Origin of the sequence: Streptomonospora litoralis (assembly GCF_004323735.1) — a bacterium.
Classification (GTDB): Bacteria; Actinomycetota; Actinomycetes; order Streptosporangiales; family Streptosporangiaceae; genus Streptomonospora; species Streptomonospora litoralis.
Map to the genome: position 1 here is coordinate 472,566 of NZ_CP036455.1, position 18,318 is coordinate 490,883.

Annotated in this window: 14 protein-coding genes; 6 read left to right on the forward strand and 8 right to left on the reverse strand. The window is 73.8% G+C overall.

Translation table 11 applies throughout. The annotated features are described in order from the left end of the window. Positions 1-2: 2 nt before the first annotated feature. On the reverse strand, positions 3-452 hold the full coding sequence (locus tag EKD16_RS02175) for an NUDIX hydrolase (protein WP_131096841.1): 450 nt from the start codon (positions 450-452) through the stop codon (positions 3-5). 82 nt (positions 453-534) lie between these two features. Further along, positions 535-1,524 (reverse strand): R2-like ligand-binding oxidase, encoded by a 990-nt coding sequence (locus tag EKD16_RS02180; protein ID WP_131096842.1) that lies wholly within the window; start codon positions 1,522-1,524, stop codon positions 535-537. A 271-nt stretch (positions 1,525-1,795) separates the two neighbouring features. Here EKD16_RS02180 and EKD16_RS02185 point away from each other — a divergent pair, with 271 nt between their 5' ends. Next, a complete protein-coding gene (locus tag EKD16_RS02185) occupies positions 1,796-2,032 on the forward strand; it encodes a hypothetical protein (RefSeq protein ID WP_131101918.1) in 237 nt (78 codons plus the stop codon). A 62-nt stretch (positions 2,033-2,094) separates the two neighbouring features. On the opposite strand, the gene EKD16_RS02190 is transcribed toward EKD16_RS02185, so the two are convergent. The 5 genes from EKD16_RS02190 to EKD16_RS02210 all read right to left on the reverse strand — a co-directional run bounded on the left by EKD16_RS02190 (position 2,095) and on the right by EKD16_RS02210 (position 10,016). Beyond that, complete coding sequence (locus tag EKD16_RS02190) at positions 2,095-3,741, reverse strand: DNA repair helicase XPB (RefSeq protein WP_131096843.1); 1,647 nt, start codon at positions 3,739-3,741, stop codon at positions 2,095-2,097. Between the two features lie 224 nt (positions 3,742-3,965). Continuing rightward, on the reverse strand, positions 3,966-4,529 hold the full coding sequence (locus EKD16_RS02195) for a hypothetical protein (protein WP_131096844.1): 564 nt from the start codon (positions 4,527-4,529) through the stop codon (positions 3,966-3,968). 164 nt (positions 4,530-4,693) lie between these two features. Continuing rightward, positions 4,694-5,179 carry a CD225/dispanin family protein gene (locus EKD16_RS02200; protein ID WP_131096845.1) on the reverse strand — a complete coding sequence of 162 codons (486 nt, stop codon included), beginning with the start codon at positions 5,177-5,179 and terminating at the stop codon, positions 4,694-4,696. A 1,929-nt stretch (positions 5,180-7,108) separates the two neighbouring features. Beyond that, positions 7,109-9,607: a helicase C-terminal domain-containing protein gene (locus EKD16_RS02205; RefSeq protein ID WP_131096846.1), complete on the reverse strand. Its 2,499-nt coding sequence runs from the start codon at positions 9,605-9,607 to the stop codon at positions 7,109-7,111. A 46-nt stretch (positions 9,608-9,653) separates the two neighbouring features. Then, the gene (locus tag EKD16_RS02210; protein ID WP_131096847.1) at positions 9,654-10,016 is read right to left on the reverse strand and encodes a hypothetical protein; all 363 of its coding nucleotides are present in this window, start codon (positions 10,014-10,016) and stop codon (positions 9,654-9,656) included. A 208-nt stretch (positions 10,017-10,224) separates the two neighbouring features. On the opposite strand from EKD16_RS02210, the gene EKD16_RS02215 reads away from it, so the two are divergent. Next, positions 10,225-11,112, forward strand: a complete 888-nt coding sequence (locus EKD16_RS02215; protein ID WP_242677199.1) for a hypothetical protein — start codon at positions 10,225-10,227, stop codon at positions 11,110-11,112. Here the strand turns inward: EKD16_RS02215 and EKD16_RS02220 are convergent, their stop codons facing one another. Then, positions 11,113-11,874 carry a maleylpyruvate isomerase family mycothiol-dependent enzyme gene (locus EKD16_RS02220; protein WP_131096848.1) on the reverse strand — a complete coding sequence of 254 codons (762 nt, stop codon included), beginning with the start codon at positions 11,872-11,874 and terminating at the stop codon, positions 11,113-11,115. Between the two features lie 586 nt (positions 11,875-12,460). Here EKD16_RS02220 and EKD16_RS26305 point away from each other — a divergent pair. From EKD16_RS26305 to EKD16_RS02240, 4 genes are all read left to right on the forward strand, one after another. Then, positions 12,461-12,844: a cold-shock protein gene (locus tag EKD16_RS26305; protein WP_131101922.1), complete on the forward strand. Its 384-nt coding sequence runs from the start codon at positions 12,461-12,463 to the stop codon at positions 12,842-12,844. A 178-nt stretch (positions 12,845-13,022) separates the two neighbouring features. Then, positions 13,023-13,832 carry a DUF3027 domain-containing protein gene (locus EKD16_RS02230; protein WP_207391412.1) on the forward strand — a complete coding sequence of 270 codons (810 nt, stop codon included), beginning with the start codon at positions 13,023-13,025 and terminating at the stop codon, positions 13,830-13,832. Positions 13,833-14,002: 170 nt separating this feature from the next. Beyond that, the gene (locus EKD16_RS02235) at positions 14,003-14,665 is read left to right on the forward strand and encodes an AIM24 family protein (RefSeq protein WP_131096849.1); all 663 of its coding nucleotides are present in this window, start codon (positions 14,003-14,005) and stop codon (positions 14,663-14,665) included. Positions 14,666-15,063: 398 nt separating this feature from the next. Beyond that, entirely contained in the window at positions 15,064-18,183 is a 3,120-nt protein-coding gene (locus EKD16_RS02240) for a sacsin N-terminal ATP-binding-like domain-containing protein (protein ID WP_131096850.1), read from the forward strand. Positions 18,184-18,318 lie beyond the last annotated feature (135 nt).

An 18,318-nucleotide genomic window follows, 5' to 3' on the forward strand; every position in this document is an offset into this window, starting at 1 on the left:
CCTCAGTCGACCTCGCCGCGCCGGTGCAGTTCGTCCAGGACGCGGCGGACCGCGGGAGCGCAGCGGTCGCGCTCGCCTCCGGTCAGCCAGGCCAGTTCGGCGATCTCCGCCGCCGCGGCGGGCTCGCCCGTGTGCTCGGCGGTGTAGCAGGCCAGCCGCACCCGCGTGCCTTCCGGGTAGCCGTCGGCGGCCTCGTCGACGACGGCGAACGGCCGCAGCGTGGCGGGGCGCAGTTCCACCCCGACCTCCTCGCGCGCCTCCCGCACCACGGCGGCCTCGTCGCTCTCACCGGGTTCGCGCTTGCCGCCCGGCAGGTAGTAGAGGCCGCGCCCGTGTGTCCGCACGCACAGCAGCCGCCGACCGCTGACGTGCACCCAGGCGAGCGCGTCGACCACGCGCTCCGCGGCGGCCTCCGCCGCGTCGGACGAGGCCCCGGTTTCGGGTGATGGCATGGCTTTGAGCCTAGAACGCTCACGGCGGTCGGGCGCCGCCGGGGGCGGTCACCCGCGTGCCGCGGCTGTCCGGCCCCGGCGGCTAACCGAGTCGGTTCAGCTGCTCGCGGTCCTCCTCGCCGAACCTCTCCTCCAGCTCCTCGGGCGAGGCGTCGACGTCGATACGGGAGACCGGCATGCCGCGGGCCGTCTCGATGGCTCCCAGCCGGCGCATCGCGCGGTCGGCCGCGTAGTCGGTCAGCTCCCTGTCGGAGAGCATGTACCACTTCTCGTCCTCGCTGGGTTCCGGCTCGTTGCTGCGCTGTACGACCGCGGTGACGTGCGGGAGCAGCTCGTTCAGCCGTTCGGAGACGACCTCCCAGTTGCGGGCGTCGGCGGCCACGTGGCGCCGGCAGGTGAAGGTGCCCCAGGCCATGTGCCTGCGCTCGTCGTCGCCGATGCGCTTGATGATCTCCCGCATGCCCGGGAAGATCCCGCGGGCGGTGCAGATGTGGTTCCAGGCGTGGTAGCCGGTCAGCGCCAGGGAGCCTTCGATGATGTGGTTGTAGGTGACCGAGGCGCGCACCTGGTTGCGCGGGCTCGGGTCCTCGGCCAGCGCGTTCAGCGCCGCCGGAAGCTCGGAGTAGAACAGGGCGCGGTAGCCGGGGTTGCCGTCGACGTGGGCGTGCAGGTCGTCGGTGATGCCGACCGCGTCAAGCCACATCCGGAACACCTGGACGTGCTTGGCCTCCTCGAACGCGAACTGCGTCAGATACATCTCGTCGCCCAGGCGGCCTTCGGCGGCCATGGCACGGATGAAGGGCTGGATGTCCTCGGTGACCGCCTCTTCACCGGCGACGAACAGCGCGCACAGCCGCATGATGCGGAAGCGGGCCTCCTCGCCCAGCTCCCGCCAGTCCTCGGCGTCGCGGCTCATGTCGATGTCGTCCGGGTTCCAGAACTTGGCGTTGCCCTTGGCGAACAACCGCAGGGGGAAGGAGTCCCAGTTGAGGCCTTCGGCGCGCAGCGAGTGGAAGCCGTGGCGCTGTTCGGGGGGCGAGGCGGGGGCGGCGGAGTCGGCGACGTCGGTCATGGGGGCACCTCCGGTGTCGTGTCGCCACCCATCATTGGACTCGGAGTGCTTTCGTGTAAAGCGGATGTCGCCGGGGCGTGCACGGAATGCGCCGCCGGGTTGCGCGAAGCGGCGGCGTCCCGGGGAGCGCCGCGCCGCGGACCGCGATACGGTCATAGAAGCCTTCCGCGGCAGCACCTCGTGCGCCGAAGGCAGTCGCGGGGTTCCGCATCCGGACCGCGGTGGGCGCTCCGCCTGATCATCCGTGCATTCGCGCCAACCGGGAGACTACGTGTTCTGCGGCGATCCGGGCAGTTCCGGCTACGCGTCCTGTGCCGAACAGGAGGGCCTGTTCGTGATCGCGTCGCTGATTCCGGCGATGCTCGCGCTGGTCCTCATGGCTGCCGCCTTCGCCACACCCGCGGTGCGCCGCAACCCCACACTGCGCACGCAGACCCTCGGCTACTCGCTGATCGCCTGGTGTGTGGCCGGCTCCACCATGGTGCTGGGGGCACTGCCGCCGCTATAGCGGAGCCCGGGCCCGGACGCGGCCGCCCCCCGGCGTGCCGCCCGCCCGGCGGCACAGCGAGCTCAGAGTTCGTCGCCCGCGAATACGTCGTCGGCGTCGGCGATGCGGTAGGCGTAGCCCTGCTCGGCCAGGAACCGCTGCCGGTGCGCGGCGAACTCCTGGTCGACGGTGTCGCGGGCGGTCACCGCGTAGAACCGGGCGCTGCGGGAGTCGGACTTGGGCCGCAGCAGCCGGCCCAGCCGCTGCGCCTCCTCCTGGCGCGACCCGAAGGACCCCGAGACCTGGATGGCCACCCCCGCCTCGGGCAGGTCGATGGAGAAGTTGGCGACCTTGGAGACCACCAGGGTGCCCAGTTCGCCCGAGCGGAACGCCTCGAACAGCCGCTCACGCTCCTTGACGCGGGTCTCGCCCTTGATCACCGGCGCGTCGAGCGCATCGCCCAGTTCGTCCAGCTGCTCGATGTAGGACCCGATGATCAGCACCTGCTCGTCCTCGTGGCGGCGCACCAGCTCGCGCACCACCTCGGACTTGGCCGCCGAGGAGGCGCAGAAGCGGTAGCGGTCCTCGGGCTCGGCGGTGGCGTAGGCCAGCCGTTCGGAGTCGGAGAGGTTGACGCGCACCTCCACGCAGTCCGCGGGCGCGATCCAGCCCTGGTTCTCCATCTCCTTCCACGGCGCGTCGTAGCGCTTCGGGCCGATGAGGGAGAACACGTCGCCCTCGCGGCCGTCCTCGCGTACCAGGGTCGCCGTCAGCCCCAGGCGGCGGCGGGCCTGCAGGTCCGCCGTCATGCGGAAGACGGGGGCGGGCAGCAGGTGCACCTCGTCGTAGACGATCAGCCCCCAGTCGCGCGCCTCGAACAGCTCCAGATGGCTGTGCACGCCCTTCTTCCGGGCCGCCATGACCTGGTAGGTGGCGATGGTGACGGGGCGGATGTCCTTGCGGGTGCCGGAGTACTCGCCGATCTCCTCCTCGGTGAGGGTGGTGCGGCGCAGCAGCTCGTTCCGCCACTGGTGGACCGCGACCGTGTTGGTGACCAGGATCAGCGTGGTAGTCCTGGCCAGCGCCATCGCCGCCGCCCCGACGATGGTCTTGCCGGCTCCGCACGGCAGCACCACCACGCCCGAACCGCCGGAGTAGAAGCTGTCGGCCGCTTCGCGCTGGTAGCCGCGCAGCTCCCAGTCGCCTTCGGCCAGGTCGATCGCGTGCGCCTCGCCGTCGACGTAGCCCGCGTAGTCCTCGGCCGGCCAGCCGAGTTTGAGCAGTGCCTGCTTGAGGTTGCCGCGCTCGCTGGGATGCACGGCGACCGTGTCCTCGTCGAGCCGCTCGCCGAGCATGCCCTTGATCTTCTTGGCGCGGACGACCTCTTCCAGCACGGCCGTGTCCAGCGCGTGCAGCACCAGGCCGTGGATGGGGTGGGCCTGCAGCCGCAGGCGGCCGTATCGGTCCATCGTCTCGGCGATGTCGACCAGCAGCGAGTGCGGCACGGGGAAGCGGGAGTAGTTGATGAAGGCGTCGACGACCTGCTCGGCGTCGTGCCCGGCGGCGCGCGCGTTCCACAGCGCCAGCGGGGTCACCCGGTAGGTGTGCACGTGCTCGGGCGCGCGCTCCAACTCGGCGAACGGCGCGATGGCGCGGCGGCACTCGTCGGCCAGTTCGTGGTCGACTTCCAGCAGCAGGGTCTTGTCGGACTGGACGATCAGGCAGGACACACGTACCTCGCAGCAGGGGTCTCGGCGGCGGTCGCCCCGGGGACGCGCCACGGCATGCAACGCCGGAGCGGCCGGTGATATGCCCGGGGCCGCGCCACCGCTCACAACCATACGCGCGGACGGCGGAGAAGGCCCGGGTCGAAAGAACCGGCGAGGCGGCCGATCCGGCGGCGCTCGGGGCCCGATCCGCGAACGGCCGGGCGTCCGGGCGGCTGGAGCGGGACCTAGGTGACGGCCAGGACCACCATGACGGCCGCGACCAGGATCACGCCCATCAGCAGCAGGTAGCCCAGGATGCACGCCCAGGTGTAGCGGATGAAGCGCTCTACCTCCATCGGCTCGCTGGTGCGGGTGAGCGCCACGATGCCGAAGGCGATGGCGGGGACGTTCACCAGCAGCATCAGCACCGGGAAGCCCATCACCAGGAACAGCAGCGGGCACAGCAGCGTCGCCACCGCGCACAGCAGGGCCGCCACGGCGCTGCCGACGCGTGCGGGGGGCCCGGACGGCGGGGGGAACCGCGGCGCGGGAGCGGGCATCCCGGCCGGGACGGCACCCGTGCTGTGCACAGGACGGTGGAAACCGGGACCCGCGTGGCTGGAGGGCCCCGGAGAACCGGGCTGCGCATACCCGGCGAGCGGCGGCTGCGCGTGCTGCGGGGTCGGCGATGCAAGGGGGGAATCCGCGGCGGGCCCGTGGTGCGGGTGGGAGGGCGCGGAATACCGGTCGAGGCCGGTGGCCGGCTCGTTCTCCCAATAGGAGGTCTTCGGACTCCAGGATTCGCTCATCGGTTCCCGCCTTTCGTGCTCGCCCCGGTGCGCCGGGCCGCCACACCGCCGGGGGCGGCCGGGCCCGGCTCGCCGTCGCAAGACCCGATCCTGCCACCAGCGTAGTGTGCGCACGGGCCCGCGTGGCAAGCGCGCCCGGTGCCGCGGCACCGGGGCCCGCGGACTCAGTAGGGGACCACCACGCCCTCGAACAGCGATCCCGCCTGAGTGAACAGCCACAGGGTCGACACCAGCATCACGAAGAACATCACCGCGGCCGCGCCCAGGCTGTACCAGGAGTAGCGGGTGAGGGTCTCGGCCTCGACGTACCTGCCCTGGTCGCGCTTGTGGCCCGCGCGCACGGCGAAGACGATGCCGATGACTCCGAAGATCCAGTTGAAGCAGCACAGGAACGTCAGTGCGTGCAGGACCAGCGCCATCATCGGACTGCCGGCTGCTCCCGCGGGCGGTGCCTGGGGCTCATCGCCGTCGGCCCCGCCGCGCCGCGCGTCCCGCTCCGCTCCCGCGTCCTCGCGGCTTCGCTCGCGGGGGCCGGGTTCGCGCGGAGGGGTGTCGCGGGGGCCGGGTTCGCGGTGACCGGTCCCGCGGCGGCCGCGCGGCGGCTCGTCGCTCGGCGAGGAAGCGCCGGGCGGCAGCGACTGGTTGCTCATGGGGGTTCGCCATCCTCCTCCGGCCGCTCGGCCGATCCGCGGGCGTTCTACACGTCGGTCCGGACACCCTCTCGCGCCGGATGCCCGTCCGTCCCAGCAGCAATCTAGCCCGAATCCCCGCCGATAGGCCCGTCCCGTGCCCATTGCGGCTCCTCGGCCGGTGCCCGCCTCGCCTGCCGGCATTCGCGCCGGTGACGCTCAGTCCTCGTTGAGCCGCTGTAGCGGCTTGACGACGGGGCGTCCGAAGATGAGTTGGGTGTGGCAGTGCGCGACTTGCGTACGGCTCCCATCCACTACGCCGACTTGCCCTTGGCCTTGCCCCCGGCCGGGCGGCGGGCTGAAGGATGGGGAGCAGCGGGCACCGGAGACGGGGCGGGCCGAGGCCCGCGGTCGAGGGAGCGGGGCCCACCGGTGGCGGTGCGCCGAGCCGGGGCGGGTCGGGTCTGCTGGGCGGCCTTGTCGGTCTGCCGGGAAGCGGGTGACCTGGAGAAAAAGCGGCGGCGACGGCGGCAGCGGGGCCGGGCCTGTGGTTGTCGGTTCGGGTGCTCGCCGGTGGCCCATTCGACGAGGCGGCAGCGGTTGGCTGTGCGGCCTTGTGACCTGCCGGACGGCGGGCGGCCTCACGGAAAAGCGGCGGCGACGGCGGCAGCGGGGCCGGGCCCGCGGTCACCGGGTCGGGTGCTCGCCGGTGGCGGTTGCGGCGGGGGCGGCTCGGGGTGGCGCCCTCGCCCAACGCACCGGGTGCCCGCCGGTGGCGCGCCCGGCGGGGCAGCGGGGGCGGCGTTCGGCCGCCGCAGGCCGGTCGGTGCATCCAACGCGTGGCTTTTGCCAAATTCCGGCCGCTGTCTGGTTAAGACCCTGCGTTGGGCGGCACCGGCGCGGCTTCTCCCGTCTATCGTGAACTTATGGTCGCTGGAAAGCGCATTCCGCCGGTCATAATTTCGCGATCATCGCCGGGTGAACCGGCATACCGGACATACCGGCGCCGGTTGGCCGACGTGGTGTCGCCGTGTTGTGGCCGGGCCCGCGCAGGCTGGACGGCCGCGCGGTGTGGCGCGGTCGCGGGTGCTCGCGCGGCTCGGGGGTGCGCCGGATCGGGGGCCGGGGGCGACGACACGTCGCTCGTTGCGCCCGGGCGCGGCCGCGGGGAGTCGCACCCCCCGATGGGGTGGGCTTTTGTGGGTCTATGCCCGTTTTGCGGGCGGCCTCGGCGAGCGCCGCGGCCACGAGACGCACGAAAAGTTGACTCCGGGGCTGTTTTCGCGCCATTCGGCGCGCTTCGTGGGCCACCGCCGCCGCAGCGCGGCCGCGGACCCACAGGGTAATCGGGCATTGGTGGACAAAGCACCCCACATTATTTCGTATCGCGGAATCACGGTGCAAGGGCGGCATCGCGGGGCGGCACCGATGCCCATGCCACCGCACGTACGTGCATCTCGTGACCCCCATTCCGGCCGCACGACCGCCGCCGGGAGCCCCGCATCAGGCCCGCCCGACAACCGGGCGGCGCCCCGGGGCTCGACCACCCGCGGCCGGGGCCGGTGACCGCCGCCCCGACTACCGCGGGGCCCGGCCCCGTCGGCGTCGCCGCCGCCTCGTCGGGCGGACCACCGGCGAGCACCGGAACCGATGTCCGCGGGCCCAGCCCTCCGCCACCGTCGCCGCCGCTTTTCAGTCAAGTCCACCCGTCGCCCGGCAGACCGACAAGGCCGCCCAGCGGACCGGGGCCGCTTCGCCGGCGGCCGTCACCGGCATCACCCGGCCCGATGACCGCAGGCCCGACCACCCGCCGTGCTCGCTGCGGCCTTCCCGTCGAGTCCGCCCGACACCCGGCAGTCCGGCAAGGCCACCCAGCAGACCGGCGTTCTTAACCAACGGCTTAGCTGGTCGGCCGCCCCGCCGCGCGGGTCGCGGCCGCGACCCGCGCGCTCAGGTGCCGGAGGGCTGGGAGGCGTCCAGGTCGGCCACCCCGGTGATGCGGTGTACCGCGAAGCGGTGGACGGCCGCGCGGGTGGCGTCGTAGGCGGTGAGGTAGCCGCCCTCCACGCGGGCGGGTTCGACGATGCGGCTGCTGGCGCGGCCCTCGGCGTCCAGGTAGCCGATCCACACGCGCCGGCCCTGCGTGGCGGCCTCCGAGAGCGCGGCCAGCGTCGCGGCGGTGGGCGAGCGAGGGGGCGCGCCTTCGGGTGCGGAGACCGGGCGGCGCGCGGTCGTGGCGGCCTCGTCGCCGGCTCGCACGGCCCGCACGGCCGCCGTGCGCAGCTCCGCGTTCGGCGCCGCGGGTTCGTCCATCTCGCGGCCCGCCGAGGCTGCGGAGGCGGGATCGGCGCGCCGCGCAGCGGCGCCGGTCAGCTGCACGGTGCCGTCGGCGGCTTCGGCGACGGGATGGTAGCCCAACTCCTCCAGGCGGCCCATCAGCACCGGGCGGGTGGTGCGGCTGGCGATCACAGTCGGAGCCAGCCGGAAAAGCTGCAGGTCGCCCGCCCGCCGGTCACCCGCGAGCTGGTCCAGGATGGTCGGCTCATCGCAGCGCAGGTAACTGGAGGCCGTGCCGATGCGCAGCCGCCCGTGCCGCCGGGCCGCGTCGCCGATGAGGTAGCGCAGCGGCTGGGGAAGCTCGGTGGAGGAGTGCCGCTCCAGCAGCGCGGTCAGGTCGTCGGCTCCGCGGCCGGCGTCCAGGGCCCGGCGGATCGACCCCTCGCTGAAGCGGTAGACCGTCGCGCCGCCGGTGGACTCCACGTCGGCGGCCAGCGCCAGCTCGCGGGCCAAGTGCGGCACCAGCGGTCCGGGGGCGACCGCGGTCAGGTCGCCCTGCACCAGGATGGTCTCCAGCGGCTCGGGCAGCTCGGCCGCCAGCAGCTCACCGGCCGCGGTCTTGTCGCGCTCGGCGAGCGGGGTGTCCTCGGCGTCCAGCTCTTCGGCCATGGCACGGGCCCACGGCGCCGGCGCACCGCGCCCGGTCAGCCCGAGGAGCGCCGCCTCCCGCAGCGTCGCGGTGACGAGTTCGTCGTAGCCGGGGCCCTGGCGGCGCGGGCGCAGCCACGCCAGCCGGGCGGCGACGCCGTCGTGTGCGGGCGCGACGTCCGCGGGCGCGGACGCCAGCGTGCCCAGCACGTCCAGCCGCACCTCGGGTGCCGAGCGCCGGTCCAGTCCTTCGCCCAGTGCGGGGCGGGAGCGGCCGCGCGCGTCCTTGGTGCCGCTCAGCGACGGCACCCGCGGCGAGCGCAACCAGGCCTCGGCCAACCGCAGCCAGCGGTGCTCGGCGGACGCCTCCCGCCAGAGGTCGAACTCGGGGGTGGGCAGCCACTCGCCATCGACCTCGCCGTCGGCCGTGAGCAGCCCGGCGGCGCGGGCGGACTCGGCGAACAGCGCCGCCGCGGTCTCGTCGACGTCCAGTTCACGGGCTGCGCGGCGCAGGTCGCGGGTGCCCAGCCCGCCGCTGCGCAGCACACCTGGCGGGTCCTCGGCCCAGCGCTCCAGCAGTTCGGCGACCGAGCGGATCGCGGTGAACGCCTGGCCGGCGGCGGAGCTGACCACAGCAGTCTCGCCCGGCCGTGTGCCGGAGAGCTCCGGCGGGTCGGCCTGCACCTCCTCGAAGAGGGCGCCGCCACGCAGGTGCAGGGCGACCTCGCGCGGCAGGGCGACCGTGTCCTGGGCGGCGGGGACCAGCAGGCCCAGCGCCAGCAGCCGGTCGATGGGCGAGGCCGCCGCGCTCAACTCGGTGCCGCGCTGGGCCGCGCCGGAGACCGTGCCCTGCGGCGGGCCCCACAGCAGCCGGTCGAGCACCGGGCGGGCGTCGGCGCCGGCCAGGGCCAGCGCCTCCTCCAGCCGGTCGGGGTCGGCCAGCGCGGCGGCGATGCGCTCGGCGGGACCCGAGCCCGCCGGCGCTGCGGATGCCGATGCGCCACCCGCGACGGCGCCGAGTCCGGCGGCGATCGGCGCCAGCGTCTCGGCCGGGCGCTCGCCCAGCAGCGCCCGCAGCGGCGGGCCGAGTCCCGCGGGGGTGCGCAGGATGTCGCCCAGGACGCCGACCGGTCGCAGCCGCGGGCCGTCCTCCCAGACCAGGGCACTCTCCAGCAGGCCGGACAGGGCCTTGTCGAACCGGTCGGCGGGTGCGCCCAGCGCGTCGGCGACCCGCGCGCGTTCGACACCCGGCGGGCCGCCGAGGCGGTCGTCGCCCAGTGCGACCAGGCTCTCGAGTACCTGCAAGCCGAACCGGTCCAGCCGGTCGAGAACCCGCAGCACCGCCGGGCGCGCGGTGGCTCGGGCCGCGAGGGCGCCTATGTCGGCGGGTACGGGAGTGACCAGGTCGGGGCGCAGCGCGAAGAGAGCGGCCAGCTGCGCGTCGGTCCGGTTCCGCAGCCATGCGGTGAAGGTGGGAGGACGGCCGCCGGTGCCGCCGCGTTCCGCATCCGCGTCGTCGGTCATCGCCCCCAACGCTATGCGATGGCGGACCCGGCGGCGGGTGCGCCGGTCACTCGAAGTCGATGTGCACGGACCGGACGCCGTTCAGCGGAGGCATCCACTGGCTGTCGTCGCGACCGGTGCCCACCACTCGGCCCGTGCAGTCGGGGCCGGTGTAGAAGGCGTAGGTGGCCATGGGCTCGGCGTCGGCGAAGGTGATCGAGCGGGTGCTGTCGAAGTCGTGGCAGCCGTCGCCCACGCGGAGCTCGCGGTATCCGATGCCCGGCCCGGCGTAGACCTCCAGTCGGCCGGTCGTGCCGTCGCCGCCCGGTGCGGCGGGCTGTGCGGCGGGCTGTGCGGCGACCGGTGCCGGGCCAGTGAGCGCTGCCGCGGCCAGGGCGGCACCCGCCGTGGTGAGGATGCGTGTGAGCATGCTGGTTCCTTGTCGGTGTACGGAATCTCGCGTCGGGTGAAGAGGGGGCGCCCCCATTCGTACACTCCGAACTGTTATCGCGTGATCACTTTCGGTCATGTCGTCGGGAATTCGTGTTGGACCGCGACTCGTGGCCTGTGGAGAAGGCGGACTTCTGCCGACTTCTGTCCCATAGGGCACCCGGTGATCTTGCGGCACCATGGGTGCTATGACCCCGCAGGCCGAACAGCTGGTGCTGCAGTACCTATCGAGGGTGGCCGACGCCGCGTACGGGCACGTGACCGCGCGCGGCCGTACGGCCTACCTTGCCGACCTGCGGTCCCGGATCCACCGCGCCTGCGCGGCGGCGGGGGCCGAGACTTCCGACGACGTGCGCCGAATCCTGCGTGGTTTCGGGCGCCCGGCCGAGCTCGTCGCCCGCGAACTCGCCGCCGACTTCCAGGGGGCGATCCCCCCGGAGACCGCTGTCCGCCCCGCCGCCGGCGGGTCCGCGGCAGAGCCCGACGCCCTCGGATCTGAAGGTGCCGACGCGGCGGCGAACGGTGCGGCCACGGAGGACACCGCGCCGGACGCAGACGGATCCGCGGTCCGCGGATCGGCCGCGGCCGTGCCTGCGAACCGTCCCGTCCGCCTGCCGCCGCCCTGGCGCGCGACAGGCGGACGGGACGCCGACCAGCGGACCGGCGTGCGCCCGCTCGGGCGCCCGAGCGCAGGCGCCTCCGGGCGATCCCGCGGCGCCGCGCTGCCGACCGGACTCCCGGCCGCCCTGCGCCGCCACCCGCCCGAGGCGCTGGCCGTCGCCCTGTACGCCGCCGCCGCCGGTGTCGGCGTGCTCGCCGGGGCCTGGCTGATCGGCGCGGCGGTCGTCGCGCTGAGCCGGGTGTGGACGGGGCTGGACAAGGCGGTCGGTGTCGGCGTGCCCGTCCTCGCCACGCTGGTGGGCATGGCCGTGTGGGAGAGCGGGGCCGAGTACATCTACATCGACGAGATCATCTGGGAGTCGCTCGCCGATACCGGGATCGTGGGGCTGCGCCTCGCCGCCGCGGGCGCCTGCGTCTACCTCGCACTGCGGCTGCCGCGCCCGAACAGCGGCTAGTCAGACGATGCGGGCCTGGGCGCGCCACTGCTCCGACAGTTCGGGCCTGCCGTCGACAGCGGCTTCGTCGGCGCGGTTCCACAGATCCAGATACAGCTGCAGCGCCGTGCCGGTGAAGACCGCATCGGGGGCGTCCGCCGCGCCGGTCGCCGTGACGACGGGATCCCCGCTGACGTGCAGCGACCACTCGTGCCCGGTGTCATGGCAGCGCACGAGGATGACGCGGGGCTCGGGCGACCTCAGTCTGGACTTCTTGCGCGGCAGGAAGCCGCGCAGCAGTTCGTCGATTCCGTCCGCTGCCAACTCCGGCGCTATCGAGGTGTCGGCGGACGGGAGTAGCCCGCCCACAGCGGCGGAGAGCGCGTCGACGCTGTGGATCGTGGTTTCGTGTGCTTGTCGGCGGGCCCAGAACAGCCGCGGCCGCGGCGCGTCCTTCAGGAACACCGGTGCATCCACGTCGTCCGGAACCGTGCGCAGCGTGTCGAGCAGGGCGTCGAGTCCGGCGGAGAACCAGGCGAGTGGGTCGGGCGCCGCCGCGCCCTCGGCCTGGGAGCGCTCGGTGTCGTGGTCGGGGTCGCCGCGGAGGTTGGCGGCGGCCCACCGATGCACCATCCCCTGGTGCGCGACGAGGTCGGCCACGGTCCAGTCCGGACACGTCGGGACACGCCTTTCGAACCCCGCGCGCTCGGCCGCGTCGCGGAGCACGGCGCCGCTCTGCGCGATCGCCGAGACATAGTCTTCGAGTTCGAGGCTCGCCGGCATCCCGCCATCGTAGAGCGGCCGCCGCGCTCCTCCGGCGGCCGGAACCGGCCGCAACCGCCTCGTGCCCCTGCCGCGTATCGGGACCAAGGCAGGGCAAGCCGCGGCCTCCCTCGGGTCACTTCCTCGCCAAGTCTGCGGAATATCCGGGTTGACCTGCGTTTTCCGGCGAGTTGTGACCTAAGCAACGGGTAATCATGCTCGTGCGTCCCGATGCGGTCGGCGTATCGCGGCAGCGGGCGCCGAACGGCGTCGGGGCCCGAGGCGGCCGCCGTGCCGTCGGAAGTCGGTGGCCTCCCGGTGGCGCCGGGTCCCGTCCCATTACTCCGCAACCAGCGGCACCGGGCAGGTCACCGATCGAGGGGTCCGGAGTTCCGCGTCCGGGCCCCTCTCTCGTTGTGGAGGGCCGACTGGTTACGGTCGGCGGCCAGGCGTCCGAAAAAGTGCGTTCCGGCATTTCACGGGGTAATTCACTCGCCTGTCGGCAACGCAGAGCACTAGCCTGAAAAGGCCCCTATGGGAGGATGAGGCGTCGGCGACGACTCTCCTTCCCCGGATGAACTTCGACGGCGAGAACGTGAGGTCACACGTGCCCACCGGCAAGGTCAAGTGGTACGACAGCGAAAAGGGTTTCGGTTTTCTCACCCGCGACGACGGCGGTGAGGTCTTCGTGCACTCCTCAGCGCTGCCCGGCGGAACCGAGTCGCTGCGTTCCGGGCAGCGGGTGGAGTTCGGCGTCGTCGAAGGCCGCAAGGGTGCGCAGGCGCTGCAGGTGAAGCTGCTGGACGCGCCCCGCTCGGTGGGCAAGGCGCAGCGCAAGAAACCCGACGAGATGGTGGTCATCGTCGAGGACCTGATCAAGCTGCTCGACGGCGTGTCCGCAAGCTACCGCAGAGGCAAGCACCCCGAGAGCCGCGAGGCGGCCAAGATCGCGCAGGTGCTCCGCAAGGTCGCCGACGACCTGGAGGCGTGACTCCGGCGAGCACCCCGAGGCGGGGCCCCGCCGCCGCGCTGTCGGCGTGCCGCTCGGTGTGACTCGCGGCACACCGGCTGCGTCCGCACCCTCGAAACCCGGCCCTTGGGCACGTAACGGTCGACTATCGATCGGTGTCGTGGTCATGTCGGTGCCCGTTATCAGCGAAAATGGAAGCGTGAGCCCTAGCCGCCGTTCTCCCGCACCAGACAAGGCATGCATCGAAGCCCGGGATCTCGCCCGCTCCGCGGCAGTCGAGATCGGGCGCCCGGAGTGGGTTGGCGAACACCTCTCCGCCTACGTCGAGGGCGACCGTGTCGTCACCCACCTGTTCGCGTGCCTCGACCCCGCCTATTCGGGCTGGCGCTACGCCGTCACCGTGGCCCGCGCCTCGCGCGCCAAGAAGGTCACGGTCAACGAAGCCGTCCTGCTGCCGGGAGCCGAGGCGCTCCTGGCGCCGGAGTGGGTGCCGTGGAAGGAGCGCCTGCGCCCCGGCGACCTCGGTGTCGGCGATCTGCTGCCCAGCGCCGAGGACGACGACCGCCTGAAGCCCGGGTACGCCCAGGTCCCCGAGGACGAACTGGAGGACGAGGGCGCCGACCGGCAGATGGTCTGGGAACTCGGTCTCGGCCGCCCGCGCGTGCTGTCCGAGACCGGTCGCGAGTCCGCCGCCGAGCGTTGGTATAGCGGCGAAAGCGGTCCGAACAGCGCCATCGCCAACGCCGCTCCCGCCCAGTGCGCCACCTGCGGCTTCATGACCCCGCTGGCCGGTGAGTTCCGCCAGATGTTCGGGGTGTGCGCCAACGAGTTCGCTCCCGACGACGGCCGCGTGGTCTCCCTCGACCACGGCTGCGGTGCGCACTCCGAGGCCTCCCAGACGGCCGTGCCCACCGAGGCGCCCCTGCGCCCCGTCGTCGACGAACTGGGCTACGACCACATCGTCTTCGACGACACCAGCGAGCTGGAACTGGTCTCCTCCGAGAGCTGAGCCCGCGCGCCGGCGGCGCGCGGGCTCCCTCGATCCGCGCGGTCCGCACGCGGCGGGCGAAACCCGCCGCGGTACCGACGCGTCAGAGCGGCGTGGACGGGTACTCCGGCCATCGCGCCGCGATCGAGACCGGACCGCACCCGCGGTCCGCGGAAAGGTAAGGGGCAGGTATGCGCAGTTCGCTGTTCGACGAGGTGCAAGAGTCGCAGCAGCGCGGCATGGTCTTGCAGAACTCGAAGATGCTGAAGGTCGGCCTGGACGGCGAGGTGTACGCCAGGCAGGGGTCGATGGTGGCCTACCAGGGCGACATCGACTTCGCGTACAAGGGCGCCGGCGGTCTCGGCAAGTTCTTCAAGAAGTCCGTGACGGGCGAGGGCCTGCCGCTGATGACGGTGTCGGGCCGAGGCGACGTCTTCTTCGCCCGCGACGCGTGGGACATCCACGTCGTCGACCTGGAAGGCGACTCCCTGACGGTCAACGGCGAGAACGTGCTGGCGTTCGACTCCGGCCTGGAGTGGGACATCAAGCGCGTCGAGGGCGCCGGTCTGGGTGCCGGCGGCCTGTTCAACACCGTGTTCACCGGTACCGGCCGCATCGCGATCGCGTGCCACGGCACACCCGTGCTGCTCCAGGTGGACCAGCCCACCTACGTCGACACCCAGTCCGCCGTGGCCTGGGCGACCACTCTCAAGACCGGCGTCCGCAACACCGCCAAGGCCGGAGCCCTGATCGGCCGCGGCAGCGGCGAGGCGTTCCAGCTCACCTTCGAAGGCCAGGGCTTCGTCCTCGTCCAGGCGTCCGAGGGAGCACCCCCCGTGCAGACTCAGGGGTAGCCGGCCCGCCGATCGCGTTCCGATGACGCTGCCGTCCCAAAGCCCCCGGTTTCGGCGCGACCGGATTCCGAAGACTCTGAGGGCCGGAAACCGTCGCGGCGAAGCGGGCGACCGGAGGTGCCGGACCCGCGGCGTAGGGGGCGGGGGCGGGGAATCGGAGTCGGGCGTCGGACGCGCGAACGGCGCCTCGCCGTCGCGGAACCCCGTGCGGCCGCCGCCGGTCGGGTGGCTTTCGTCCCTATTCGGGTAGTGCGCGGCACGGAGCATGCCAGAGCGCTCCAGGTCCGCAAGCCCGCGCGCACCGTTCCGCGGGCCGCGGACGGCTCGGCCGTTTCCCGGCGGAGAATGGAGATCCGGTTCGCGTACGGTGGTTCCGCAGCGCTGCGGGAGGAGTCCCCATGGTCCAGTCGCACACCGACCCGTTCGGCACCGCCGAACTGCGGCGGCGTGTCCTCCACAGCTGGGCCGACGCCCCCGCCCGGTTCCGCGAGGACGCCAACGCAGAGGAGGACTACGCGCTCGGCGCCTACCGCGACCGCGCCGTGGTGGAGCTGGCCCAGAACGCAGCCGACGCCGCACGCCGCGCCGGGGTCCCCGGAACGCTGCGGCTGGAGCTGCGCGGCGGCCGCCTGAGCGCCGCCAACACCGGTGCGCCCCTCACCCCCGCCGGAGTGCAGTCGCTGTCCACCCTGCGCGCATCGGCCAAGCGCGACGAGGGCGAGCCCGGATCCACCGGCCGCTTCGGCGTGGGCTTCTCCGCCGTCGCCGCCTTCAGCGACGACATCACCATCGCCTCCGCGCCGGGCGCCGTGCGCTGGAGCCGCGACCTGGCCCGCGCCGCGCTCGACGCCGAGGTCGCCGACGGGCGCGCCCCCGGACTCGGCGACGAGCTGCAACGACGGGGCGGCCACCTGCCGCTGCTGCGCCTGCCGTTCGCCGCCCAGGCCGCACCCGCGGGGGGATACGACACCGAGGTCGTCCTCGTGCTGCGCGACGCCGAAGCCGCCGACCGGCTGCGCGCGCTGCTGGACGCCGCCACCCCGGCCCTGCTGCTCGCCCTCGGCGACCTGGCCGAGATCCGCATCGCCACCGACGCCGGCGAGCGCATCCTCACCCGCGAAGCCGGGCCCGGCGAGGACGTCCTCACCCGGGTCGCCCGCCTCGGTCCACCGGAGACGGGATCCGACGGCCCGCAGCCCAAGCCCGCGGCCGCCGAGCCGCACACGGTGCGCTGGCGCACCGTCACCCGCGCCGGCCGTTTCGACCCCGCCGATCTGGCCGACCGCCCCAGCGAGGAGCGCTCCCGGCTCGACTGGGCACTGACCTGGGCCGTGCCGATCACATCCGAAGGCGCGGCGGCGGCGCTGCCCGAAGGCGTCGCCGGTGTGGTGCACGCCCCCACGCCGACCGACGACGTACTGGACGTGCCCGCTCTGCTCATCGGCACCTTTCCGCTGGGGCCCGACCGCCGCCGCGTCGCCGCGGGCCGGGCCGCAGAGGCGCTGGTCGCCGAAGCCGCCGACGCCTACTGCGACCTGCTGCGCAAACTCGACCCCCGCGCCGCCCTGGAGCTGGTGCCGCTGTCGCTGATGGGCCGCGGTGAATTCGACGGTCGCTTCCGCTCCGCCGCCGCCAAGCCCCTGCTCGACACGCCGTTCCTGCGCACCGCCGGCGGAGAGCCGGTCCGCCCGCGCGACGCCGTCGTGCTCGACGGCGGCCCCGAGGTCGTCGCCGCACTGTCGGACGTGATCGGCACGGCCCTGCCCGGCGACTGGAACCCCTACCACCCGGCGCTGGCCCAACTGCGGGTGCGCCGCGTCGGGCTTTCCGAACTGGCCGATCTGCTCGGCGACCTCGACCGCGACCCCGCCTGGTGGGCGGGCCTCTACGCCGCACTGCGGGCGGCCGGCCAGCGCGGTGCCGACCTCGGCGAACTCGGGGCGCTGCCGGTTCCGCTGGCCGACGGCCGCCTCGTGCGCGGCCCGCGCGGCCTGCTCCTGCCCGCCGCCGACGCCTTCGGCGGTGCCGTGGCGGCGGCGGCACTGGCCCCGCTGGGCCTGCGCATCGTGCATCCCGAAGCCGCCGACCCGCTGCTGGAACGGCTCGGGGCCGTGGAGGCCGGCGCCGCCGCGATCCTCGCCGATCCGCAGACCCGCGCGGCCGTGGAGAACTCGCTGGACGCCGACGACCCCGACACCGTGTCCGGCCCGGTGCTGGACCTCGTGGCGCTGGCCGAGACCACCGCGGACGACGCCCCGTGGCTGGCCGAACTCGCGCTGCGCGACGACGAGGGCGGCTACTCCGTCGCCGGGGAGCTGCTGCTGCCGAGCAGCCCGCTGCGCGACATCCTCGTCGCCGACGCGCCTTTCGGCGTGGTGGCCCAAGACCTCGTCGAGCGCTACGGCGGTGCCGCCCTGGCCGCGGTCGGCGTGCTCGACTCCTTCGCCGTGGCGCGCGCCGCCGACCTGACCCTGGGCGCGGCCCTGGAGGACGCCCGCAGCGGCACCCGGCTGGAGGGGCTGGACGGCCTGGACGAGTGGGCCGAGGAGGTCGCCGAACGCCTGGGTTCACCCGACCTGCCGCCCGTCGTCGCCGAGTTCGCCGGCGTCGCCGATCTGGAGTTCGTCCGCGAGGACCGCTGGCCCCAGGCCCTGGAGCTGCTGTCGGGGCCGCGCCTGCGCGCGACCGTCACCGAACCGGCCCGGGTGCTCGGCGAACGCGGCGAGGTCGCCGACGTCCCGTCCTACACCGCCTGGTGGCTGCGCACCGGGGCCGTGCTCGACGGACGGAACCCCACCGATCTGCGGGCCGCCGACGCCGATCCCGTGCTGATCGGCCTCTACGACCCCGCGCCGGAGGCCCTCGACGCCGACCTGGCCGCGGCGCTGGGCGTGCGGTCGAGTCTGGCGTCCCTGCTGGCCGAGTCCGACGGTCCAGACGACCTGCTGGAGCGCATCGCCGACCCCGCACGCCACGTCGAGCGGCGGGCACTGCGCGAACTGTGGACCGCGCTGGCCGGGGTCGACCCCGACCGCGTCACTCCGCCCGAGCGCTTGCGGGCCGTCCGGGGCGGCTCGATCGTGCTGGCCGATGCCGAGGACGCCGTCGTCGTCGACCGCCCCGACCTCCTGCCGCTGCTGCACGGCAGGCCGACGGTACCGGTCCCCGCGCGATCGGCCGCGGCGCTGGCCGACGTGCTCGACCTGGCACTGGCCGGCGAAGAGGTCGAAGGCGAGGTCACCTCCACGGGCGAGGTCCGCCCGGTGCCCGACGAGGCCGCCGCGTTCCTGCCCGGCGGCACCCTCACCTACGTCCACCACGAAGAGCTGACCGTGGACGGTACGGTCGTCGAATGGCACTGCGACGGCAAGACCGCGCACGCCGCGACCCCCGACGGCCTGGCCCGCGCCCTGTGCTGGCTCGCCGACCGCTGGAGTTCGCGCCACCTGGTGGCGGCGGTCCTGCGGGATCCGCAGACGCTCCCGGCATTGCTCGCCGAGGCGGACCTGGACGACTGAGGGGCCGCGTGGCCGGGCCCGGCCGGGCCCGGCCGGCCCGGCCAGGCAGCCCGCCGCGCCGCCGGCGCTGCCGTGCAGCCGGTGGGTGGGGCACATGCGGGGCGGCGCTCGCCCGCACCGGGACGCCGCCCCCGC

Bases quoted from the DNA above. Each gene is read 5' to 3' on its own strand.
- EKD16_RS02210 (WP_131096847.1), bottom strand. From the start codon at position 10,016: ATGCTCACACGCATCCTCACCACGGCGGGTGCCGCCCTGGCCGCGGCA.
- EKD16_RS02220 (WP_131096848.1), bottom strand. From the start codon at position 11,874: ATGCCGGCGAGCCTCGAACTCGAAGACTATGTCTCGGCGATCGCGCAG.
- EKD16_RS02195 (WP_131096844.1), bottom strand. From the start codon at position 4,529: ATGAGCGAATCCTGGAGTCCGAAGACCTCCTATTGGGAGAACGAGCCG.
- EKD16_RS02215 (WP_242677199.1), top strand. From the start codon at position 10,225: ATGACCCCGCAGGCCGAACAGCTGGTGCTGCAGTACCTATCGAGGGTG.
- EKD16_RS02205 (WP_131096846.1), bottom strand. From the start codon at position 9,607: ATGACCGACGACGCGGATGCGGAACGCGGCGGCACCGGCGGCCGTCCT.
- EKD16_RS02180 (WP_131096842.1), bottom strand. From the start codon at position 1,524: ATGACCGACGTCGCCGACTCCGCCGCCCCCGCCTCGCCCCCCGAACAG.
- EKD16_RS02200 (WP_131096845.1), bottom strand. From the start codon at position 5,179: ATGAGCAACCAGTCGCTGCCGCCCGGCGCTTCCTCGCCGAGCGACGAG.
- EKD16_RS02240 (WP_131096850.1), top strand. From the start codon at position 15,064: ATGGTCCAGTCGCACACCGACCCGTTCGGCACCGCCGAACTGCGGCGG.
- EKD16_RS02175 (WP_131096841.1), bottom strand. From the start codon at position 452: ATGCCATCACCCGAAACCGGGGCCTCGTCCGACGCGGCGGAGGCCGCC.
- EKD16_RS02235 (WP_131096849.1), top strand. From the start codon at position 14,003: ATGCGCAGTTCGCTGTTCGACGAGGTGCAAGAGTCGCAGCAGCGCGGC.